This window comes from Nocardiopsis alborubida, assembly GCF_012396365.1.
Taxonomy (GTDB): Bacteria; Actinomycetota; Actinomycetes; order Streptosporangiales; family Streptosporangiaceae; genus Nocardiopsis; species Nocardiopsis alborubida.
Genome location: NZ_JAAXPG010000005.1, coordinates 225461 through 247982, shown reverse-complemented (window position 1 = coordinate 247982; position 22522 = coordinate 225461). Strand labels below are relative to the sequence as shown.

The 22522-nt window shown below is 71.6% G+C and carries 18 protein-coding genes and 1 pseudogene; 4 read left to right on the top strand and 15 right to left on the bottom strand.

The window, feature by feature from the left end; all coding sequences use genetic code 11:
* Positions 1-302: 302 nt before the first annotated feature.
* From HGB44_RS07575 to HGB44_RS07545, 7 genes and pseudogenes are all read right to left on the bottom strand, one after another.
* Positions 303-1052: an HAD family hydrolase gene (locus HGB44_RS07575; RefSeq protein ID WP_061080376.1), complete on the bottom strand. Its 750-nt coding sequence runs from the start codon at positions 1050-1052 to the stop codon at positions 303-305.
* A 162-nt stretch (positions 1053-1214) separates the two neighbouring features.
* A complete protein-coding gene (locus tag HGB44_RS07570; RefSeq protein ID WP_061080377.1) occupies positions 1215-1682 on the bottom strand; it encodes a DUF6912 family protein in 468 nt (155 codons plus the stop codon).
* Positions 1683-1737: 55 nt separating this feature from the next.
* The gene (locus HGB44_RS07565) at positions 1738-2412 is read right to left on the bottom strand and encodes an HAD family hydrolase (protein WP_061080378.1); all 675 of its coding nucleotides are present in this window, start codon (positions 2410-2412) and stop codon (positions 1738-1740) included.
* A gap of 112 nt (positions 2413-2524) precedes the next feature.
* Positions 2525-4201 (bottom strand): glycoside hydrolase family 3 protein, encoded by a 1677-nt coding sequence (locus HGB44_RS07560; protein ID WP_061080379.1) that lies wholly within the window; start codon positions 4199-4201, stop codon positions 2525-2527.
* 151 nt (positions 4202-4352) lie between these two features.
* Positions 4353-4841, bottom strand: coding sequence for a PTS sugar transporter subunit IIA (locus HGB44_RS07555; protein ID WP_061080380.1), 489 nt, complete (start codon positions 4839-4841; stop codon positions 4353-4355).
* Positions 4842-4888: 47 nt separating this feature from the next.
* Positions 4889-5137, bottom strand: a pseudogene (locus tag HGB44_RS07550) (glucose PTS transporter subunit EIIB); the annotation flags it as partial.
* 101 nt (positions 5138-5238) lie between these two features.
* On the bottom strand, positions 5239-6282 hold the full coding sequence (locus HGB44_RS07545; protein WP_061080382.1) for an SIS domain-containing protein: 1044 nt from the start codon (positions 6280-6282) through the stop codon (positions 5239-5241).
* A gap of 317 nt (positions 6283-6599) precedes the next feature.
* Between HGB44_RS07545 and HGB44_RS07540 the strand changes: the two genes are divergently transcribed.
* Together HGB44_RS07540 and HGB44_RS07535 are read left to right on the top strand one after the other, a co-directional pair.
* A complete protein-coding gene (locus HGB44_RS07540; RefSeq protein ID WP_013154738.1) occupies positions 6600-7337 on the top strand; it encodes a GntR family transcriptional regulator in 738 nt (245 codons plus the stop codon).
* A gap of 43 nt (positions 7338-7380) precedes the next feature.
* The gene (locus HGB44_RS07535; RefSeq protein ID WP_061080383.1) at positions 7381-8859 is read left to right on the top strand and encodes a PTS transporter subunit EIIC; all 1479 of its coding nucleotides are present in this window, start codon (positions 7381-7383) and stop codon (positions 8857-8859) included.
* A 232-nt stretch (positions 8860-9091) separates the two neighbouring features.
* Here HGB44_RS07535 and HGB44_RS07530 read toward each other — a convergent pair whose 3' ends face one another.
* The gene (locus HGB44_RS07530) at positions 9092-9706 is read right to left on the bottom strand and encodes a LysE family translocator (protein ID WP_231972411.1); all 615 of its coding nucleotides are present in this window, start codon (positions 9704-9706) and stop codon (positions 9092-9094) included.
* 112 nt (positions 9707-9818) lie between these two features.
* Here HGB44_RS07530 and HGB44_RS07525 point away from each other — a divergent pair, with 112 nt between their 5' ends.
* Positions 9819-10271, top strand: a complete 453-nt coding sequence (locus tag HGB44_RS07525) for an Lrp/AsnC family transcriptional regulator (RefSeq protein WP_061080385.1) — start codon at positions 9819-9821, stop codon at positions 10269-10271.
* 131 nt (positions 10272-10402) lie between these two features.
* Here the strand turns inward: HGB44_RS07525 and secA are convergent, their stop codons facing one another.
* Positions 10403-13246, bottom strand: a complete 2844-nt coding sequence (gene secA / locus HGB44_RS07520) for a preprotein translocase subunit SecA (RefSeq protein WP_061080386.1) — start codon at positions 13244-13246, stop codon at positions 10403-10405.
* 456 nt (positions 13247-13702) lie between these two features.
* Here secA and HGB44_RS07515 point away from each other — a divergent pair, with 456 nt between their 5' ends.
* Entirely contained in the window at positions 13703-14227 is a 525-nt protein-coding gene (locus HGB44_RS07515; protein ID WP_061080387.1) for a hypothetical protein, read from the top strand.
* Positions 14228-14369: 142 nt separating this feature from the next.
* Here HGB44_RS07515 and hpf read toward each other — a convergent pair whose 3' ends face one another.
* The 6 genes from hpf to mtrA all read right to left on the bottom strand — a co-directional run bounded on the left by hpf (position 14370) and on the right by mtrA (position 22175).
* A complete protein-coding gene (hpf, locus tag HGB44_RS07510) occupies positions 14370-15056 on the bottom strand; it encodes a ribosome hibernation-promoting factor, HPF/YfiA family (protein ID WP_061080388.1) in 687 nt (228 codons plus the stop codon).
* A gap of 742 nt (positions 15057-15798) precedes the next feature.
* On the bottom strand, positions 15799-16569 hold the full coding sequence (locus tag HGB44_RS07505; RefSeq protein WP_061080389.1) for a ComF family protein: 771 nt from the start codon (positions 16567-16569) through the stop codon (positions 15799-15801).
* A 274-nt stretch (positions 16570-16843) separates the two neighbouring features.
* Positions 16844-17686: a maleylpyruvate isomerase family mycothiol-dependent enzyme gene (locus tag HGB44_RS07500; RefSeq protein WP_061080390.1), complete on the bottom strand. Its 843-nt coding sequence runs from the start codon at positions 17684-17686 to the stop codon at positions 16844-16846.
* Between the two features lie 88 nt (positions 17687-17774).
* A complete protein-coding gene (locus tag HGB44_RS07495; protein ID WP_082768340.1) occupies positions 17775-19649 on the bottom strand; it encodes an LpqB family beta-propeller domain-containing protein in 1875 nt (624 codons plus the stop codon).
* Complete coding sequence (gene mtrB / locus HGB44_RS07490) at positions 19646-21481, bottom strand: MtrAB system histidine kinase MtrB (protein ID WP_061080391.1); 1836 nt, start codon at positions 21479-21481, stop codon at positions 19646-19648. The genes HGB44_RS07495 and mtrB overlap by 4 nt, the downstream gene beginning before the upstream one ends.
* Before the next feature lie 16 nt (positions 21482-21497).
* Entirely contained in the window at positions 21498-22175 is a 678-nt protein-coding gene (gene mtrA, locus HGB44_RS07485) for an MtrAB system response regulator MtrA (protein WP_013154750.1), read from the bottom strand.
* Between the last annotated feature and the right edge of the window lie 347 nt (positions 22176-22522).

Genomic DNA, 22522 nt, shown 5'->3' with positions numbered 1-22522 from the left:
ACGTCGCACGAGTGCTGGCAGAACGACCGGTCATATGACCTGTGAACTTCTGGGCCACTGCGTGATTCGGTGTGAACTCCCTGGGCCGCAAGGAGCCCACGACCGTGGTGGTTTGGATTGGGGTCGCGGGGCGCCGGACCTCGTTGTCCCCGCCCCGCCCGGTGCCAAGGCTACTGGCTTTCGGGCCCGGGGGCAGGACCAACACCGTTACAGGGTGGTTGCGGAGTGTTAGAAACAGATTGCGGTGATCGGTTACTGCGTACACGGGCCACCACCTACCCCCCGGACAGAGGGACATGTCGTTACCGAGCCGTTGCCTGGTGGACCGCGGTCATCACGGCCCGGGGGTCGGTCAGGTCGGGCAGGACGACGACCGCCCCGACCTCGCGCAGCTGGCTCTCCGTGGTCGAGCCGTTGAGCACCGCGACCGGGGTCGCGCCGCCGATCACGGCGGCCCGCACGTCCGGGGCGGAGTCGGTGATGAAGACCGTCTCCTCCTCGGAGTAGACCCGTCCGCCCTCGCCCGCCGCGTGCAGGCGGATGGACTGGATGAGGCTGGACTTGGGGTAGTTGACCGACCCGTAGCCGCCGATCGCCAGGTTGAGGTAGGTGTCCAGGCCGAAGGCGACCAGCTTGGCCGTGGCGTTGGCACGGGTGCTGCCGCTGACCACCGTCTGGACGGTGTCGGGCATGGAGGCGACGGCCGCCAGCGAGGCCGCGGCGCCGGGCATGACGCGGCCCTTGGAGAGCAACTCCTCGGAACGCCTGCCGAAGGACTCCTCCAGGGCGTCGAGGAACTCGCCCAGGGAACTGGTGTCGGGTTCGACGTCGACGTAGTTGCGGGCGCAGAACTCGAAGAACATCTCCGAGTCGGTCCGGCCCGCCGACGAGGTCAGGTAGACGAGGGGCTCACCGGTGACCTTCTCGAAGGCCTCGGCGTAGGCCGCCCTCGTCACCCGTCCCACGTCGAGGAGGGTGAGGTCGATGTTCCATAGCACCAGGCGGCTGATGGCGAACTCCTCGGGGCGCGACGGGGGTGGGGTCCCCTCCATCTTGCCGTATGGGCGCACAAGGGCGTAAACCTCCGTCCGGGTCCGGCCAGGGGTGCGCGTTCGCGCCGACGTCAACCGACGGGGACCGGGCGTGCGCGGTCGCGCCCTCCTCAGCCCGTGGGGGGTGGAGGTTCACCACCGCAGGCAGGCCGCCGGCGTGCTCTACGGATGCCTGTTCGAGGCCTCCTCGACGAGGTAGCGCAGCTCCTGGACGGCGAACCACATCAGTTCGTGGTCCTCGACCGCGTCGGAGGACGGGTCCTGGACGGCCGCCGCCACGTCCGCGACGGCGTCGGCGTCGTCCACGTGCGCCGACGCCAGCTTCTTGTACGGAACGGCTCCGGTGAGCCCCACCCGGACCACTCCCCGCCCCGAGCGGCCCGCGCGCTCGACGACGTGGTCGGGCATGTTCGCGGCCAGAACCACCCGCCTCCGGGGGGCGCCGGGCTCGGCGGCCAGCAGCGCCAGCGACTCCCGCGCGGCGGCGTACATGGCCTCGTACTCCGCCTCCTCCACGTCCTCGTCCGGACCGGGGTCGGCCGCGAACGCGGTCAGCGGCACGTCCTCCAGCCGTCCCTCCTCCAGCAGGCGAGCCAGGGCGGGGATGGTACTGGGCAGGAAGACGTACATGCGAGCGGCTCTCCAAGACGTGGGCTGAACACACCAAGTGTGCCAAACCCCGGGCTCAGGCCGCCCGCTCCCCGGGCACCGGGGGAGCGCCGTCGCCGTCCGGCGCCAGGAAGCGCTCCAGCTCCAGCCGCGTGGTGTCCACGCCGGTGTGCAGGATGCCGGTCATGCCGAGGTCCTCGGCCGTGCGGACGTTGTGTTCCAGGTCGTCGATGAACACGCACTCCTCGGGACGCAGGCCGAGCCGCTCGCAGGTGTGCAGGTAGATGCGGTGCTCGGGCTTGCGCATCCCCACCTCGCCCGAGATCACCACCGCGTCGAAGGTGGTGTCGAAGTGCTCACGGGGGTAGCAGTTGCCCCAGGAGTTCGACAGCAGGGCTGTCGCGGCTCCGGCGGCCCTGGCCTCGCGCAGGGCCTCGTACATGTCGTGCACGGGGTCGAACTCGCAGAACATGCGGTCGATCAGCCCCTCGGCCACCACCGGACCGCCGTGCGTGCAGCGCAGCAGGGCCGCCAGCTCACGCTCGAACGCGCAGGTGTCGATCTCGCCCCGCTCCAGCGCGTGCACGAGGTTCTCCCCCTCGACGCTGCCGTCGAAGTAGGGGCGCATGACCTCGTGGTAGTGCTCGACGTCGATGCGGTCGGCGTGCAGCCAGGCCCGGATGCCCACGGGCAGCGGCGGTGTGAGGACACCGCCCCAGTCGCAGATGACCCCTCGCCGGGTGCCGTCCATCCGATCCCCTCCTCCGGTCGTCGGTGACCTCGTCCCCAGGCGCCCGCGGGTCGGGCGGGGAAGCGTTCTTCCCGTTCCCCACCCGTTTCAACCCCCGGCGAAACCCGGCCGGTCAGGTGGTCAGCCCGGTCCCGATCTCCACGTCGGCCGCGGGGATGTCCACCGGCAGCTTCCCGGAGGGCTTCACCCGTCCGGCGACGACCCGCGCGGCGGCCGCCCGGGACACGTCCACGGACGAGTACACCGCCACGAACGCCTCCGCCTCCGGGAAGGCCGCCAGGTCGTAGGGCGTGCCCTGGGACACCACGACGACCGGCAGCCCCTCGGCGCGCGCGGCCTGGACCAGACCGCTCTGCTCCGAGGCCCCGCTGCCGCCCCCGGTGCCCACGACCACGGCGTCGGCCCCGCCCTCCACCACGTCCATCCCGGCCTCGGTGAGCGCGGCGGCGATCTGCTCCGCGCCCACACCCTGGACCCGGACGCCGCTGCCCTCGGCCAGCGGCAACAGGTCGCCCTCGTTGCGCAGCAGGGTCGCGGAGGCGTCCGCCACGCGCTGGGCGGCCTCGGCGTGCCCGGGGTCCTCCAGGGCGGCCGCGGCGCCCTGCACGTCCACCGGTTCGGCCTCCAGGATCCCGCGCTTCTCCTTGAGCGCCAGGACCCGCAGCACGGACTCGTCGACGCGCTCCTCGGTCAGGCGGCCCTGTTCGACCGCCTCGCGGATCGCGGACACCGCCGCGGCGGGGTCCGGCGGCATGAGCAGCTGGTCCACGCCCGCCTCCAGCACGCGCACGGCGATCTCACCGTCGGAGTGGCGCTGGCGCACGCCCTCCATGTTGAGGGCGTCGGTGGTCACCACGCCGTCGTAGCCCAGCTCGTCGCGGAGGATGCCGTCGATCAGCTCCGGGGAGATGGTGGCGGGCTCGGGCTCCTCGCTCCCGTCCAGCCGCGGCATCAGCACGTGGGCGGTCATGATGGCGTCCACGCCCGCGTCGATGGCCGCCTGGAACGGCGGCAGGTGCTCGGCCTCCCACTGCTCGCGCGGCATGTCGATGACGGGCAGGCCGCTGTGGCTGTCCACGTCGGTGTCGCCGTGCCCGGGGAAGTGCTTGACCACCGACACCACGCCGGCTCCGGAGTAGGCGCCCGACTCGGCGACGGCCATCTGTGCGACCAGGTCGGGGTCGGAGCCGAAGGAGCGGATGCCGATGACCGGGTTGGCGGGATCGGTGTTGACGTCGGCGTCGGGCGCGTAGTTGAGGTTGACGCCCAGGGCGGTGAGCTCCTCGGCGGTGGTGGAGGCGCGCAGCTCGGCCAGTTCGGTGTCGCGGGTGGCGCCGACGGCCATGGCGTCGGGGAAGCGGGTGCCCACGGGCAGCCGGGCCACCAGGCCCTGTTCCTGGTCGATGCCGACGAACAGCGGGACGCCCTGTCCCTGCTCGGCGGCGAGCTCCTGCACCCCCGCGGACATGGTGGCGATCTGCTCGGCGTCGGTGAGGTTGGCGTCGAAGTAGATGATGCCGCCGGGGCGGTGGGCCTCGATCTGGGCGGCGTTCTCGGCGGCCGAGGTGCCCTGGGCGGTCAGGACGAGGAGCTGGCCGATCTTGTCGTCCAGGTCCATCTCGGACAGCAGCCGGGGGGCGAGCACGGGCTCGAAGGGCTCGGCCTCGGCCGACGGCTGGGGTTCGCGGTCCTCCTGCGAGGAACCCACCTCCTCTGTGGTGCATGCGGTGGCGATCAGGGCGAGTCCCACGCAGGCCGGGGCCAGGGCGTGCGGAACGGACAGTTTCATGGCGGGCTTCATCTCCGGCGAAATCGTGGGTTCGCCGCCGGAGAATACCCGTTGCGGCAGGCCAAGACGCGGAACCGCCGCCACGCGGGCGCGCGTGGCGGCGGATCGGCTCCGGTGAGCGGTGTGCGCGGGCGTGCGTCCACCGCGCCCTTCAGGCCCAGGTGAAGAGGGCGTCCCCCCGGTCGACCGAGCCGCTGACCACATCGCCCAGCGCGTCGGGTGAGGCGTCCAGGGCGACCACCGGGACCACCGACGGCCTCCCCTGCGCGGCCACCGAACCCGGCGACCAGCGGACCACCGGGGTGCCGGGCTCGACCTCGTCGCCCTCGGCGGCCAGGAGGGTGAACCCCTCCCCCGCCATCTGGACGGTGTCGATGCCCAGGTGGACGAGCACGCCCCGGCGGTGGTCGGGCGCCATCACCACGAACGCGTGGGGGTGCAGCTTGACCAGGGTCCCCGCGATGGGGGACACGGCGTCCTGGACGCCCTCCTGACCGCCCTCCTGGCCGGGCTCGGGGTGGACGGCGACCCCGGGACCGACCATCGACTGGGAGAAGACGGGGTCGGGCACGGTTTCGAGGGACAGCGCCGTTCCGGGCACGGGGGAGAGTACGCGCAGCGTACCGATCACGTCTGACATGGGGGGTGTCTTCCCTCCCTGGGGGGTTTGATCCTTCCTGGCGGGGCCTATTCGAGCAGGTCCCGAATGTCGTCGGTGAGGGCGTCGGCCTCGGGGCCGACCACCACCTGGACGACGTTGCCCGAGACCAGCACGCCGTGGGCTCCGGAGGCCTTGAGGGCCGCCTCGTCCACGAGACCGGGGTCGGCCACCTCGGTGCGCAGCCGGGTGATGCAGGCCTCGATGTCCTCGATGTTGTCCGCGCCGCCCAGACCGGCGACGATCGCCGCTGCCTTGTCCGCCATGTGTCCTCCGTGTTCTGCCGTGGAACGGGGTGTACCCGAAACCTGAGGGCGAGCTTAGGGGCGGCGCACCGCGCGCACCAGGGTGCGGGCCCCGACGGGGTGTTGTGCTCCGCTCAGGAGGTCTGCGTGACCTTGTTCAGGCCGCGCGGGACGTCCGGGTCGTAGCCCAGGCGGCGGGCCAGGCGCTCGGTGAGCAGCTGGGCGGGGACGATGAGGTTCATCGGGGACACCCACTCGGGCACGTCGGGGACCGGCACGGACACGTCGCTGGCGGCGGCCAGGGCGTCACCGCCGCCGAAGCCGAAGACCGGCGCCCCGGCGGAGCGGACGCGTTCGGCGAGGGAGACCGTGCCCTGGAGGGTCGGGCCGGTGGGCGCGGCCACCAGCAGCGCGGGGGTGCGCGGGTCCACCACGGCGATGGGGCCGTGCAGCAGGTCGGCGTAGGACAGGCCCATGGCGTGGAGGTAGCAGGCCTCCTTGAGCTTGAGGGCGGCCTCCAGCGCGGTGGAGAAGGCCATGCCGCGGCCGGAGATGACCGCTCCCTGCACGGCGACCATGCGCTCGACGATCTCCTCCAGGGCGTCCGGGGGCGCCGCGAGGGTCTCCTCGATGCCGTCGGAGACCCGGCTCAGGTCGCCGGGGTCCAGGTCGGCGCCCAGGCCCAGGGCCAGGACGGCGAGGGCGGCCAGCTGGGTGCTGTAGGTCTTGGTGGCGGGCACCGCGACCTCGTTCCCGGCCCGGGTGACCAGGGCGACGTCGGCCTCCCTGGCCAGCGGGGACTCCGCGCCGTTGGTGACGCCGACGGTGCGCGCGCCGCAGTCGGCGGCCCAGCGCATGGTCTCGACGATCTCCTCGGTCCTGCCGGACTGGGAGATCGCGACGGCCAGGACGTCGGACAGGTCGATCCGGGCCCCGTAGGTGGTGGCGATGGACGGCGAGCCCAGGGTGGCCAGGCGGCCGGTGTGCGCCTGGAGGAGGTAGCTGCCGTAGACCGCCGCGTTGTCGGAGGAGCCGCGGGCGATGAACAGCACGTGCCTGGTGCGGCGACCCAGGGCCTCGATCTCGGGGCGCAGCGGCAGGAGCTCGGCGAAGGTGCGGCGCAGCGCCTCCGGCTGCTCGGCGATCTCGGAGCGCATCGCGCTCGTCGTGGTGGTCATGGAGGGCCTTTCCTGTGGGTGGCGCGGGCGGTGGACGCGGCGGAACGCGTGCCTCGGCTGACGGACGGCGGACAGGGGCGCCCGCGCGGTCGGACCGGCCCCCGGACGGACCCCGCGGTCTGCCCTGGTAACAGGTGCGAACCGCCTGCCGTTGGGTGGATTGACACGCGGTCGGAGCTGTGGTCTAGTCCGGACTATACCAGTCATGTCCGGATCGTCCCGGAAGTACCCGGGCCGGATGCGCCGGACACGCACGGTCCGTCCGCGCTAAGGTCTGACGCCAACCCCGCCCGCCGACCGAGAAGGCCGCCCGCTCCATGTCGATCGACCCCAGCAACCCGCTGCCCAAGTACAGCCAACTGCGCGACCTGCTCCTGGACTGGATCACCGCGGCGGGGCTGGGCGTGGACGACATGATCCCCTCAGAGCGCGAGCTCAGCGCCACCTACGGGCTCTCACGGATGACCGTCCGCCAGACCATCGACCTGTTGGTGGCCGAGGGGCGGCTGTACCGGGTCCCCGGCAAGGGGACCTTCATCGCCCGTCCCAAGATCGAGATGTCCCTGGTCCTGGCCTCCTTCAGCGAGGACATGCGCGCACGCGGCTTCGAGCCGGGGGCGCGCGAGCTGATCCGCCAGGTCATCCCGGCGAGCGGGCACACAGCGCGCATGCTCGACATCGCTCCGGGCACCCTGGTGCACCACATCGAGCGCATGCGCACCGCCGACGACGAGCCGATGGCCGTGGAGCGCTCCAACATCCCCGCCGCCATGGTCCCGGGCCTGGAGGACTACGACCTCGCCGAGCGCTCCCTCTACGAGGTGCTGGAAAACGAGTTCGACATCCTGTTGGATTCCGGGGAACAGACCATCGAGGCCGGGATCTGCGACTCGGCCGACTCCCGACTCCTCGGCCTGCCAGCTGGAAGCCCGGTGCTGGTGATGCAGCGCCGGAGCTTCGCCAACGGACAGTGCGTGGAACTGGCGCTGTCCACCTACCGAGCCGACCGCTACCAGCTGCACTCCCGGCTGGACCCCCGGCGGCACGGCGACTGAAGTCCCGCGCCCACGAGGCGCGTGTCCGAGGAAGGACCCCCCCATGAGTTCGGACCAGACCCCGACACCGGCCGCGTCGCAGCCCCCGGGCGGCGACGCGAGCCGGTCCAAGCGCGGATCGTCGACGCTCGCCGTCCTGCAAAGGCTCGGCCGCAGCCTGATGATGCCCATCGCGGTCCTGCCCGCCGCCGCGATCCTGCTCCGTCTGGGCCAGCCCGACCTGCTCGGCGCCGACGGCCTGGCCGGGCTTTCCGGGATGGGCTGGATGGAGCCGGTCGCGGGCGCCGTCGGCATGGCGGGCGACGCGGTCTTCCAGGCCCTGCCGCTGCTGTTCGCGATCGGTGTGGCGATCGGGTTCGCCAAGCGCGCCGACGGTTCGACCGCCCTGGCCGCGGTCGTGGGCTACCTGGTGTTCGACCGGGTGGCCACCTGGACGATGGTGACCTTCGACGGCGCCACGGGCGACCTGGGGTCGCGGCTGACCACGTACCCGCTGGCGGTGGACCCGGTGACCCGCCAGCCCGTCACGGACCCCGAGGCCGTCAACGCGGTCATGCCGGTGATCAACCACGCGGTGAAGAACCCGACCGACGTGCTCGGCGGCATCGCGGTGGGCCTGGTGGCGGCCCTGCTGTGGCAGCGCTACCACCGGATCAAGCTGCCGACCTGGCTGGGCTTCTTCGGCGGCCGCAGGTTCGTGCCGATCGTGACGGCGCTGGCCGGTCTGCTGATGGGAGTGGCGCTCGGCCTCCTCTGGCCGGTCGTGGGCGGATGGATCCAGGACCTGGGCGAGGGCATCATCGGCGCGGGCGCGGTGGGCGCCGGAGCCTACGGGGTGATCAACCGCCTGCTGCTGCCGCTGGGCCTGCACCACGTGGTGAACTCGTTCATCTGGTTCGTGTCGGGCACCTACACCGCGCCCGACGGCACCGTGACGCACGGCGAGATCACCCGCTACTTCGCCGGCGACCCCGACGCCGGCGGTCTGCTGTCCGGGTTCTTCCCGGTACTGATGTTCGGCCTGCCCGGTGCGGCTCTGGCGATGTGGCTGGCCACGCCCAAGGCCCGGCGGACGCAGATCGGCTCGATCATGATCCCCGCGGCGCTGACCGCGTTCGTCACGGGCATCACCGAGCCGGTGGAGTTCGCGTTCATCTTCGTGGCCCCGGCGCTGTTCGCGGTGCACGTGGTACTGACCGGCATCTCGATGGCGGTGATGAACGCGCTGGACGCCCAGTTGGGCTTCGGGTTCTCGGCGGGGCTGATCGACATGCTGTTGAACGCCACCAAGGACAACACCCAGGGGCTGGGGTTGATCCTGTTGCTGGGCCTGGTGTACTTCGCGGCCTACTTCGGGATCTTCTACCTGCTCATCACCCGCCTCAACCTGCCCACGCCTGGCCGGGAGCAGGACCCGGACGACCCGGGCGAGACCGTGCGGGCGCACACCGGGACCGGCACGGTCGAGGACCCGCCGGAGTCCGGAGGTTCGCCGAAGGGCGGGGCGGGCTCCTCCGGCTGATCCGCCGGGGTTGTCCACAGGCCGGAGTCCGCTCTGGCCGCGCGGGACCCGCCTTGGGATGCTGAAGGAAAAAGGCTGGTCAAGGGGGTCTCGCGTCCCCCTCCCTTGGGGTGCCCTGCCTCCGGCCCGACCGCTCCGGCGTGTGGGGCGCACCTCGGCCGCCGGCCGGAGCGGACGCGTTCGTCAGCGGCCTTCCCGTTGTCCGGCTCCGGGACGGGAGCGGTGACCCAGCTCAGAGGAGGCGTTCGGCCATCAGGCCCACGCCGATGACGATCATCGCCGCCCCCGAGAAGCGGCTGACCGCGCGCGCGGCGGCGGGGCGCGTTCCCAGCACCGTGCGGGCGAGCACGCCCACGCACAGGTAGACCGCCCCGCAGCTGACCGTGTGCACCAGGCCGAGGGTCCCGATCTGCGCGGCCATCGGCCATCCGCCCTCCGGATCGGTGAACTGCGGCAGCAGGGCCAGGAACAGCAGCAGCGCCTTGGGGTTGAGGCCGCTGACGCCGGTACCGGTCAGCACGCGCGAACTCCGGGAGGAGGGCACCGCGGCGCCGCCCGTTCCGGGTACCGCGGGACGGGCCAGGGTGGCCGCTCCGAGCCACACCAGGTAGGCGGCGCCCGCGAGGGTCAGACCGGTGAGCACGGCCGGTGTGCCGGCCACGAGCGCCGCGACCCCGCCTGCCACGACCCCGGTGAGGGCGACGTAGCCCAGCAGCAGCCCGGACACCGCCGGGAGCACCGAGCCGTCCCGCAACCCGGCGGAGATGGTGTACGCCCAGTCCGCCCCCGGCACCAGGATCAGCAGGACGGACACCGTCCAGAACGCCGCGACCGAAGCCGGTTCCACGGACACCCCTCTCCTCGAAATACCTGATCAGAGGGGAAGAGTAGCCATAAAACGCCCGAAAATGGTTCCACTCCTTGTGGCCGAAACGGACGATGATGGAAGAATCTTCTTCATGGACAACGTCGACCGGAAGATTCTTGCGGAGCTCCAGGAGGACGGCCGCCTGAGCATCACCGAACTGGCCCACCGCGTCGGACTCAGCGTCTCCCCCTGCCACCGCAGACTGCGTGAGCTCGAACGCGCCGGGGTGATCAGCGGATACCGCGCGGTCGTGGACGCCGAGGCGGTGGGACTGGGCTTCCAGGCGCTGGTCTTCGTCACCATGCGCCAGGAGGACCGGGACACCGTCGCGGCCTTCGAGCGGACGGTCGAGGACATCCCCCAGGTCGTCCAGGCCGAGCGCCTGTTCGGAGACCCCGACTACCTGCTGCGCGTGGTCAGCGCCGACCTGGCCGCCTTCCGCGTGCTCTACGACGAGGCGCTGGCCACACTGCCCGGCGTCCAGCACCTGAGCTCGACGCTGGTGATGAAGCACGTCGTCCGGGAGCGGCCCCTGCCCGCCTGAGCACGGCCCCGTGTCCGGGCACCGGGACCGCCGCCCGGACACGCGACCGGCGAACGCGCGCGGGCGCGGCCCCCGAGGGAGCCGCGCCCGCGCGCGTTTTCTTCCGGCTCTCGCCGGGGCCTACCGTCCGCCTACTTGGCGGCCGGGTCGCCGTGGCACTTCTTGTACTTCTTGCCCGAGCCGCAGGGGCAGGGCGCGTTGCGCGCCGTGCCGGAGTACTCGTCGGCCGTCTCGCTGTGGCGCTCGACGGTGCCGTCCTCGCTCGGCGCGGAGTACTGGAGCCGGTTGGGCTGGCCCTCGCCGAAGCCGGGGACGACCACGTCCTCGGCGGGCTCGGCCTCCTCCACCGGAGAGGCGGCGTCCTCGACCTCCTCGTCCTCCTCCACCGCGGTCGCGACGGCCGTCGCGCTGGCGGAGCCGCCGACGGCCGCGGCGGTCTTGGCCGCGGCGGCGGTGGTGAGGGCGGGCTCCTCCTTCTTGCGGACCTGCACCTCGACGTTGAAGAGGTAGCCGACGGACTCCTCCTTGATGGCCTCCAGCATCTGCTGGAACATGTCGAATCCCTCGCGCTGGAACTCGATCAGCGGGTTGCGCTGCGCCATGGCGCGCAGCCCGATGCCCTCCTGGAGGTAGTCCATCTCGTAGAGGTGCTCACGCCACTTGCGGTCCATGACCTGGAGGATGACCCGGCGCTCGACCTCGCGCATGGCCTCCTCGCCCAGCTCGGCCTCGCGGGCCTCGTAGGCGCTGTTGGCGTCCTCCACCACGCGGTCCGCGATCACCTCGGTGGTCAGCGTGTGCAGGTCGCCGCTCTCCTCGATGAACTCGTCGACGGTGAAGCTGATCGGGTAGACCTGCTTGAACGCCCGCCAGAGCTTGTCGAGGTCCCAGTCGCTGGGGTCGCCGTTGGCGGTCTCCTCCACGACGTAGCCGCGCAGGACCTCCTCCAGCATGCTGACGACCTGGTCGCGCAGGTCCTGGCCCTCCAGGACCTTGCGGCGCTCGGCGTAGATGACCTTGCGCTGGCGGTTGAGGACCTCGTCGTACTTGAGGACGTTCTTGCGGATCTCGAAGTTCTGCGTCTCGACCTGGCCCTGCGCGGAGGCGATCGCCTTGCTGACCATGCCGGACTCGATGGGCTGGTCGTCCGGGATGTTCAGCTGGTTCATGAACGCCTCCAGGCGGCTGCTGTTGAACAGGCGCAGCAGGTCGTCCTGGAGGGACAGGTAGAAGCGGGAGATGCCGGGGTCGCCCTGGCGGCCGGAGCGCCCGCGGAGCTGGTTGTCGATGCGCCGCGACTCGTGCCGCTCGGTGCCGAGCACGTACAGACCGCCGGCCTCGACGACCTTCTCGTGCTCCTCCTCGTAGTCGGCCTTGGCCTTCTCCAGCGCCTCGGGCCAGGCGGCCTCGTACTCCTCGGGGGTCTCCAACGGGCTCAGGCCGCGGCCCTGGAGCTCCTCGTCGGCGAGGAAGTCGGGGTTGCCGCCCAGCATGATGTCGGTACCGCGACCGGCCATGTTGGTGGCGACGGTGACCGCGCCGAGCTTGCCCGCGCGGGCGATGATCGCGGCCTCACGGGCGTGGTTCTTGGCGTTGAGGACCTCGTGGGACACGCCCTCGCGCTTGAGCATCCGGGACAGCAGCTCGGACTTCTCGACACTGGTGGTACCGACCAGGACGGGCTGCCCGGCCTCGTTCCGCTCGGCGATGTCCTCGGCGAGCGCCTGGAACTTGGCGTCCTCGTGCTTGTAGACGACGTCCTTGACGTCCTGACGGATCATCGGCTTGTTGGTGGGGATGGGCACCACGCCGACGTTGTAGGTCTGGGTGAACTCCGCCGCCTCGGTCTGGGCGGTACCGGTCATGCCGGCGAGCTTCTCGTAGAGGCGGAAGTAGTTCTGGAGGGTGACCTTGGCGAGAGTCTGGTTCTCGTCCTTGATCTTGACGCGCTCCTTGGCCTCGATGGCCTGGTGCATGCCCTCGTTGTAGCGGCGGCCCGCCAGGACGCGGCCGGTGAACTCGTCGACGATGAGGACCTCACCGTCCTTGACGATGTACTCCTTGTCCCGCTTGTACAGCTCCTTGGCCTTGAGCGAGTTGTTGAGGAAGCTGATGAGCGGGGTGTTGACGGCCTCGTAGAGGTTGTCGATGCCCAGCCAGTCCTCGACCTTGGCCACGCCGGACTCGGTGATGCCGACGGTGCGCTTCTTCTCGTCGACCTCGTAGTCCTCCTCGCGCTTGAGGCGCGGGGCGATCTTGGCGAACTCGGCGTACCAGCGGGAGTTCTGCTCCGAGGGGCCACTGATGATCAGCGGGGTGCGGGCCTCGTCGATGAGGATGGAGTCGACCTCGTCGACCAGGGCGAAGTAGTGCTCGCGCTGGACGGTGTCCTTGAGCGAGAGCGCCATGTTGTCGCGCAGGTAGTCGAAGCCGAACTCGTTGTTCGTACCGTAGGTGATGTCGGCCTGGTAGGCGCTGCGGCGGTCCGCCGCGGTCATCTGCGGTCCGACGACGCCGACCTCGAGTCCGAGGAAGTGGTAGATGCGGCCCATGTTCTGGGCGTCGCGCTTGGCCAGGTAGTCGTTGGTCGTGATGACGTGGACGCCCTTGCCCGCGAGCGCGTTGAGGTAGACCGCGAGGGTACCGGTCAGGGTCTTGCCCTCACCGGTCTTCATCTCGGCGATGTTGCCGAGGTGCAGCGCGGCGCCGCCCATGATCTGGACGTCGAAGTGGCGCTGGCCCAGGGTGCGCTTGGCCGCCTCCCGGACGGTGGCGAAGGCCTCGGGGAGCAGGTCGTCCAGGGACTCCCCGTCCTCGTAGCGCTCCTTGTACTCGCCGGTGAGGTCGCGCAGCTCCTCGTCGGTGAGGTCGACGTAGTCTTCCTCGAGCGAGTTGACCTGGTCCTTCAGTTTGTTGAGTCGGCGCAGGATCTTTCCCTCACCCGCGCGCAGGAGCTTGTCGAGTATCCCTGGCACTTCCTATGCGCTCCTCGCAGATCGCGGTTGGCTCCACCCACGTGGAGTTCAGATCTAGGCCCGCTGACCGCTTTCCCGTGGCCGCGGAGGGCGGCGGGGGTTCCTGGGCCCTCGGCCCTACATCCTAGAGGACACGAACCCTACGCCCACCCTCTCAGGTGGAGCGGTCCGCCCGCACGTTTCCCTGTGCGCAACGAAGAAAACCAACCGATATGTTCCCGCATGTCACAGACCTGACAGAGGAACCGGAAGGTTTTTCGCGGCGCCCCGACACCGGGGGGACCGGGTACCGGCGCGGGCGGGGTGCCGATCACGTACGCCGACCGCCTTCCCACGCTTTTCGCCTGGGCGCCGATGGCTCCCGGCTTTCGTGGGTAGGCACGTCATAGGAGGTCGCACCGCGGTCGAACGGCCGCGGGCGGACCGGACGCGAACGTGTTCCCAGGGGGGATCACCATGCGAACGAACCGAGACAAGAAGGATCGCGGGACCCGGGACGACAGGGGCCGCGAGGCGAGGAGCCCGTCGGCCCCCTCCCCTCGTTCTCCCGACGACGTGGCCAAGGAGGTCGTCGGGGAGTCGCCCGTCCTGCGGCGCGACCCGGTGGCCGACGACTCCGCACTGGCCTGGGAGAAGGAGCATCCCGACGGCGACAGCCGTTTCGGACGCATCCGGGGTTTTCAGCACCAGGGCGGCAGCCTGGCTCCGAGCAGCAGCCATCGCGGGCGCGTGTCGTCGTGGGCGGCGGTCCTGCTCGCCTGCGCCGGGTTCGTCGTGGGCGGGATCGGCGTCGCCATGGGGATGTCCGTGGTCCTGCTGGTGGTCGCCGCGGTCCTGCTGGTGGCGGCGGCCGTGGTGGCCACGGTCTTCGACCTGATGGGCGACGTCGTCCTCGACACGCCCCGGGCGGAGGCCGAGGAGCCGCACGACACCCCGCTGCACCGGATCAAGCAGCAAGAGGCCGAGCACCGGCCCGAGTAGACGGGAGCCCGCGGACCGGCCGACCGGGGACGAAGGCCGGACGCCGGATCGGGCACGGGGGAGCGCGCACCGCCGCGGCGGGTCCGAGTGGACCCGCCGCGGCTTCGTGTTCGGGGGATCCGTCGAGGGCGGTCGCGGACGTCTAGTCGACCAGTCGGAGGACGCCGTAGTTGAAGCCCTTGCGCCGGTAGACGACGCTCGGGGCGTCCTTGACCTCGTCGTGGAAGAGGTAGAAGTCGTGGCCCACGAGTTCCATCTCCATGAGCGCCTGGTCGATGCTCATGGGCTTGGCCCTGTGGAACTTCTCCCGGACGACGACGGGAACGTCTCCCTGGGTGTCGAGTTCGACGAACTCGTCGGAGAACCTCCCGTCCACCTCCGTGCCGTTGACGTCCTCCTCGCCGCCGCGCCGCTGGACGGGGGGAGCCTGCGTCGCGGTGGCGGTGGCGGTGGCGGTGGACGAGGGCAGGTCTCCGGGAAGGTCGGCGGTGGCTGACGAGACGGAGACGGGAGCGTGGTTGCCCCGGTGGACCTTGCGCCGGTCCGCGGACTTGCGCAGGCGGGCCTCGATCTTGTCGAGGGCGAGGTCGAGGGCGCCGTACCGGTCCGAGGCGGCGGCCTCGCTGCGAATGACCGGACCGTTGGTCCGGATGGTCAGCTCAACCCGCTCGCAGACGTCGGCGAGCCTGGGGTTGCGCTCTGTGGACACCTCCACGTCGACGGTCATGCCCTTCTTCTCCCACTTGGAGAGCCTGTCGAGCTTGTTGTCGACGTGCTGACGGAACTTCTCACTCACACCGGTGCGTCGACCCTTGACGATGATGTCCATAGGACCCCCTTCATCGCGTGGCCGTCAGAAGACGACGGCCAGGCTGGCTCTGCGTCCCTTCCGCCAGCAGGGGGGCGGAAGGGGTGTCGCTCGCTAGCCCCCTTCCGCTGGTGCCCCTGTCCTGTAGGGGGCACGGCTCGGTTGGAGATGCGTATACCCACCTGCGGGGGCCTCATCACGCGCCCCGTGGACACGATTGGTGAGAACCACCGTGATGGAGGAAAGGATTACTGGGACGGGCGGGACAGTGCGCCCTTCAAGGACCCACGGGTTGTCCGGGGCCACGGCGGGACGGGCCCGGTGGGGACACGAGGGGATCGCCTCCGGGGGTTCGCCGTTGGCGAACCCCCGGACGATGGGATGCCACCCGTCCGGCCGACCTGGTCTTCGTCCCCACATCCGCCTGCTGAGAGTGTCGCCGCTCTTGTCCGCGACTACTGCTCTTCTCCCTGTCATGAGGGACATCTGGACCCTCCGCGGGGCAGGGCTTACCTCTAAGGCGCACCGTGATCGGTCGACGAAAAGTCGCCTTACGTGGGCCGTTTCGCCTGCGCCTGGCATCGGCTTGCCGGAGTGGCGCCCCGGTGTTCCCGGGAGCCCAAAGTCTCCGACGCAACCACGGACCCGGACGGGTGCCATACCGTGACCGTAACCTGTCCTGGCGAGGATGTCAGGTAGCGGCCACCCTCCCAACTCATCGGCAACTGCCTCAAAGCCCTTCGTACATGGACTTTTCACCTGTTCACGAGGATTCGTAAAACCTTCTTGCACCGTCCGCCTCCTCCTCGCTCGAAGGACCGCCGACGACGCCGGGCAGGCGTTCGAGGAGGACCACCGCGCCCGCCACGGCGATCCCGCGCGCCCGCAGGGCGCGGGTCGCCTCGGCCACCGTGGCGCCCGTGGTGAGGACGTCGTCCACCACGACCGCGACTCCCCCGGCCCCCGTGCCGGGCACCGCAGCGGGGGCCCGGGGAAGCGGACGGTCCGCCACGAGGGTGCCCGCCCGGTTGGCCAGGCGCTCGGCCCGCCCCAGACCGGCCTGGCGCCGGGAGCGGCTCCGGTGGCGCAGCAGGGGCGCGACCCTCCCCGCACCCGCTCCGCCCGCCTCCGCCAGGCAGGCGCGTGCCAGCCGGGTGACCGGCGCCCGGGGGTCTCCCGGCGGGCCGCGCCCGGGGACGGGGACGAGCAGGGTGTCCGGACGGGCCAGGCCGGACGCGGTGTAGGCGGCGGTCAGCCACCCGCCCAGGGGCGCGGCCAGGGCGTCCGCACCGCCCTCCTTGTAGGTGAGCAGCACCCGGCGGTGGCGTCCGGCGTAGGGGCCGGCCGCCCAGACGGGCGGGCAGCCCGGCCTCGGCGCGCACCGGTGGGGACGGCGCCGCAGCGCGGTGAGGCAGTCCGCGCACAGAGGCCCCGAGGGGCCCGCGCACGCCGCGCAGGGCTGCGGCAGGAGCAGGTCGAGCAGCGCGCCGAGTATCCACCGCAGCGCGCCCGTGGCGTGTGTCCGGTCGTCCATACCTCAAGGGTCAGCGCCCGGGCCGGCGACCGCCAGCCCCTCCTCGGACCTGTGGACAACGTCGGCCCCGTGCACAACGAGCCCGCGGGCCAGCACACTCCTCACCGGCTCCGGTGACGGTCCGTCCCACTCGCCGTGTCCGCGCCGACGGTTACGGAATCCCGACGCCCGGCGCCCGGAGTCGGCGCGGGAGGAACCCCCTCAAGGCGCGGATCCGTGCGCCGCGCCGGTCCACCGCTGCCCCGGACCTGTCCCGCGGGTCCGCACCGCGCGGTCAGCGGATGATCGACACGATCCGGCAGCAGGCCCGGGCCAGGCCCGGGTCGCCCGAGAGGTCGCCCCTCGCCTCGGCCTCCTCGGGCTCGATCCCCCGCACGCACAGCCGCCAGGCGGTCTCGAAGTCCCACCGCACGGCCGCCGCGGGCGCGCCGGAGCCGCCCGCTGCGGCCGGGGCCAGCGACCAGCCGGTCCCGGTGCGGGTGACGGTCCACTCCCCGCCGTCCGGGCCGTCCACGGCCACGCTCACCCGCGTCCCGGTCCGCGCCGGGGTGTCGCGCAGGGTGTGCGGCAGCGCGCGCATGAAGGTGTCCAGCACCAGGGACCCCGCGGGCCCGGGGTCGGTGGCCCGCCCGGCCGCGTGCCGGATCTGCTGCCGGTGGGCCCAGTTCTCGGTGAGTTCGCGGGCGCAGTCCAGCCAGACCGGCGCCGGGTCGGCGCCCGCCCAGGAGACGGCGACACCCGGGGCGTGCGGGTCCGCGGAGCGCCAGAGCCCCGCCAGCTCGCGCCCGGTCATCTCCAGCGTCTGGACCAGCGCCTGGGGGCTGATCCTGGCGGTGGCCCGCACCCACTCCCGGTTGTTGCGGTGGACGAACGCCGCCAGCGGCTCCCCGGGCGCCGGCGCCGGGGCCTCCCGGTAGCGGTCGCGCATCCCCGCGATGCGCCAGTAGTCGTCGCCGAGCAGGTGGGCGGCCACGTCGCGCGCGCTCCACCCGGTCACGGCCTCGGCCTGCCACTCGTCGGGGGTGAGGCCGCGCAGGAGCGCGAGCAGGTCCTCCCGCTCCCCGGCGAAGTGGGGGCGTGCGTCGATCGGGGTGCCCAGCCGCGTCAGGTCGTCCATGGCGCCACCCTTCCAGGCCGCGGTGCCCGGCGCATCCCGGTTTCGTCCCGGGCGGGCGGCCGGGGCCCGACCGCGCGCCCGGGGCTCCTCAGCCCGGGAAGGCGGGCGAGCCGCCCTCCACGACGCTCTGCCAGTTGAGCGGGTCGCTGGACACCCAGATGTTGCCGTCGTCGGAACCGGCCACCAGGGGCTGGCCAGGGGCCCCTGAGACGGTCACCATGCTCGCGACGGGGGTCCCTGCGCTGGCGGGCGGCGTGCCGCCGTCCAGCGACACCAGGAGGGCCTGGCTCGTACCGCCCTCGCGGGTGCCGAGCACGACCAGCTGGTCGCCCGAGCGCCAGGAGATGTCGGTGACGTCCTCCAGCTCGCGGGCCAGGGTCACGAACGACTCCACGGAGACCTGTCCGTCGGCGTCCTCCACCACGCGGCCCACCTGGAGCGATCGGCGCCCGTCCACCTCGGTCACCACCGCGGCGCGGGTGCCGTCCCGGGAGATCTGGAACTGCACCAGCGGCCTGTCGCGCAGGCCGGACACGTCCACGCGGACCACCTCGTGGCCCTCGCGCAGCAGCCACAGGTCCGTCGGACCCGGCGACGGCGGCGGGCCGTTGAGGTTCGGGCTCTCGGTGTCGGAGTCCTCCCGCGGCTCCTCGCCGTCCTCGCCGTCCTCCCCGCGGACCTCCTCGACCACCCACAGGTCGCCGTTGACGTCCCAGGACAGCTCGGTGAAGACTCCGTCGGCCAGGACCTCCCGAACGGCGGCGCCCGGGGCGGCCTCGCTCGTGACGACCTCGCGGCCGCCCGTGGTGACCCCGGCGATGGTCTGCTCGTCCAGCGACACCGCGAACCTCTCCAGGGGGACCTCGCCGGCCCCCAGGGGGCCGGGCACCGGCTCGCCGCTGCCGAAGGTGTCGGTGTCCCAGTCCGAGGCCGACCACAGCTGGCCCTCGTGGGAGTAGTAGACGTGGACGCCGGGCGAGGTCGCGCCGGGGCTGACCTCCGACCAGTAGGTGCTGCCCGGGCGCGGCCGGTCGGCGCTCTCGCCCTCGGCCCCGGGGAAGTCCACCTCGTTGCCGTTCACCCGCAGCGTGAACTCCTGGATCTCCGGCAGCTGGCGCAGGGTCCAGGCGATCTGGGCGCCCATGCCGAACTCGTCGGCCTGGCCGGGGTCGGTCACGCTGACGACCACGCGCTCGTCCTCCACCTCCAGGGTGGGCGCGACCTCCTCGGGGAAGGAGGAGTGCACGGAGGGGTCCAGCCAGGTGCTGGGGCCTCGGATGAGCCTGAGCAGCAGGCGCTCGGTGAGTTCGTCGTTGCTGACCGGCAGGTAGACCGGGTCCGGGACCAGGGCGTTCTCGTCGGGGTTGAAGTAGTACAGGTTGAACGGGCGGTGGGTGCGCTCCACGTCGAGCTGGCTGAGGATGAGCTCGTCGGGCAGGCTCTGGATGCGCCACTCGCCCTCGGGGTCGCCGTCCTCCCTCGCCAGGACGAAGGTCTCGTCGAGCAGGCGGCCGGAGTCGCCGGAGACGTACCTGCCGTCCTCGTCGATCGTGGCCACCAGTGAGCTGCGCATCCGCACGGTGGCGGTGAGTCCGTCGCCGCTGATCTCGGTGTCGAGGTCGACGGTGTCGTGGCCGGGGAAGACCTTGACCGTCCCGTCCGGGTTCCACGACTCGTCCGTGCTCGACAGCATGAAGCTGCGGGCGGCCTCGTAGTCCTGCTCGAAGCTGCCCATGTCCTTGAGGAAGTCGCTGACCAGACCCTCCGGGGCCACGCCCTCCTGGGGTCCGGCGGGCAGCAGGCGCACGTAGCCGCCGTAGGGGTCGCCCTCGGACTCGTTGCCGTCGCTGGCCACGACCGGGCCGGTGGTGGGAACGGTCGCGCAGGCGGCCATGGACACGGCCGCCACGGCCGCGGCCATGCAGGCGCGCGCGGCGCGGCCGAACCGGTGCGGTGTCCTCACAGCTTCTCCTCGCCCTCGCGCTGCTCGGCGCGGACGGCCGCCGCGCCCTCCTCCGTGGCGTCCGCGCCGTTCCTGGCGGGAATCCTCTCGGCGCGGACGGCGCCGCTGCCGTTCTCACCCTTGTCGGCCCTGTCGGCCTTGTCGGTGAACGCGGCGTAGGTGCGGCCCAGCGCGAACTCCGGCGGCACCAGCGGCAGGGGGGAACCGCGCAGCTCGCTGCCGGAGCGGCGCGGCAGGGACAGGCGGAACTGGGAGCCCTGGCCGGGCTGGCCCCACGCCTGGAGCCAGCCGCCGTGCAGGGTGGCGTCCTCCTTGGCGATGGAGAGACCGAGTCCGGTGCCGCCGGTGGTGCGCACCCGGGCCGGGTCGGCACGCCAGAAGCGGTCGAAGCACAGGTGCTCCTCCCCCTCCTTGAGGCCCACCCCGTAGTCGCGCACGGCCACGGCGACCGCGTCGCGGTCGCACGCGGCGGTGACCACCACGTCGCGGCCCTCGCTGTGCTCGATGGCGTTGACCACCAGGTTGCGCAGGATGCGGTTGATGCGGCGGCCGTCGTACTCGGCGGTGCAGGGCTCGGTGGGCAGGCGCAGCACGACCTTGATGCCGCGCCGCTCGGCGATCTGCTCGGCGTCGCCGACGGCCTTCATGACGGCGTCGCGGATGTCGAGCGACTCGGTGCCCAGGGTGGCGGCCCCGGCGTCGTGGCGGCTGATCTCCAGCAGGTCGGAGAGCAGTTCCTCGAACCGCTCCACCTGGCTCTGCAGCAGCTCCACCGAGCGGCGCATGGTGGGGTCGAGCTCCTCGCGCTCGTCGAAGAGCACGTCCCCGGCCATCTTGATGGTGGTCAGGGGGGTGCGCAGCTCGTGGGAGACGTCGGAGACGAACTGGCGCTGGAGCTTGGACAGCTCCTCCAGCTCCTGGATCTTCTCCTGGAGGTTGCCCGCCATGTCGTTGAAGGACAGGGCCAGCCGGGCGAGGTCGTCCTCGCCGTGGACGGCCATGCGCTCGGTGAGGTCGCCCGAGGAGAGGCGTTCGGCGGACTGGGCGGCCGAGCGGACCGGGCTGACCACCTGTCGGGTGATGACGAAGGCGATCAGGCCCAGGAGGATGACCAGCAGCACGCCCACCAGGCCGACCGTGCCCTGGACGAGGTCGAGGATCTGCTGCTCGTGCTGGAGCGGGAAGATGTAGTACAGCTCGTAGGCGCGCGTGAGCTGCGCGCCGACCACCAGCGCGGGCTCCTCGCCCTGGTCGGTGGTGATGCGCGTGTACGTGTGGTACTGCTGTTCGTCCACCTCGGACTCGTGGACCTGGTTGATGAGCCGCTGCGGGACGCTGCCCTCGCCGGTGGCCCAGCCGACCTCGCCGCCCACCGAGGGCAGGATGACCACGCTGTACAGCCCGGTGTCGCCGCTGCGGCTGGTGAGCTCGTTGGCGAGGTTGTACATGAGCCGGTTGCGGTCGCCCGACTCGTTCTCCTGGAGCTCGGCCGACGCGTAGTTGAGCCCGGCGCGGTGGTCGGTGACGGCCGTGGAGATCTTGGCGTCGAGCAGACCGCCGCGCACCTGCGAGATGAGCACGTACCCCAGGCCCACCATCACCACCAGGGACAACACCAGGGTGGTGGAGATGACCCGCAGGTGCAGCGAGCGGCGCCAGTTGCTGTGGACGCCGCGCACCAGGGCGCGGGCGGCCCGCTGGGCGAGCGCGTAGGAGCGGGTGAGCCCCGCGCCGCCGTCGCGCCAGCGCCCCCCGGTCGCGGGCGGCCCGGAGGGCGGGGTCTGCGTGTCGGAGGCGGTCCCCCGCTCCTCCTCTGGTGTGGCTGCGGTCATGTGCGGCTCGGGGGGATCAGGCGGTTCCGGCCTTGTAGCCGACGCCGCGGACGGTCACGACGACCTCGGGGTGCTCCGGGTCCTTCTCGATCTTGGCGCGCAGGCGCTGCACGTGGACGTTGACCAGGCGGGTGTCGGCGGCGTGCCGGTAGCCCCAGACCTGCTCCAGCAGCACCTCGCGGGTGAAGACCTGGCGCGGCTTGCGGGCCAGGGCGACCAGGAGGTCGAACTCCAGCGGGGTCAGGCTGATCTGCTCGCCGTCGCGGCGCACGGCGTGCCCGGCGACGTCGATGGTGATGTCCCCGATCTGGAGCACCTCGGGCGCGGGCTCCTCGGTGCGGCGCAGGCGCACGCGGACGCGGGCCACGAGCTCCTTGGGCTTGAAGGGCTTGACGATGTAGTCGTCGGCACCCGACTCCAGCCCGAGGACGATGTCGATGGTGTCGCTCTTGGCGGTGAGCATCACGATGGGCACGCCGGACTCGGCGCGGATCTGACGGCAGACGTCGATCCCGTCGGCGCCGGGGAGCATCAGGTCGAGGAGGACCAGGTCGGGCTTGGTCTCGCGGAAGGCCTCCAGGGCCTTGTCCCCGTCATGCACGAACGAGGGCTCGAACCCCTCGCCACGCAGAACGATGCCCAGCATCTCGGCGAGGGCGAGGTCGTCGTCGACAACCAGTACACGTCCCTTCATCGGTGCGTCCGGCGCCGGGCGTCGGACCCGCGCGAAAGCGGGTACGGCGGCGCCTACTCCTCTCTCTGGAAACACTCAAGCGGCATAAACGTTCGGTGCGCCCGAGACGCAAGAAACTGCTTCGTCCTCCCCCACCTTGCCACCTTCGGGCGGGATCGGGAGAGTGGTCGGTGTTTTTCGGTCCGTGGGAACCGTTTCGGCCTGCGGCGCGTCGACCCTGGTGACCTGGCACGCGAACCTTCGCGACTTGGCCTGTTGGTAACAGAAAGCATACAAAAGGAATGAAGTGGGTCGGTTGCGCCCGCATACGCCCGAACATCGCGGGCAGCGGTGGAACCGGCGGGTAG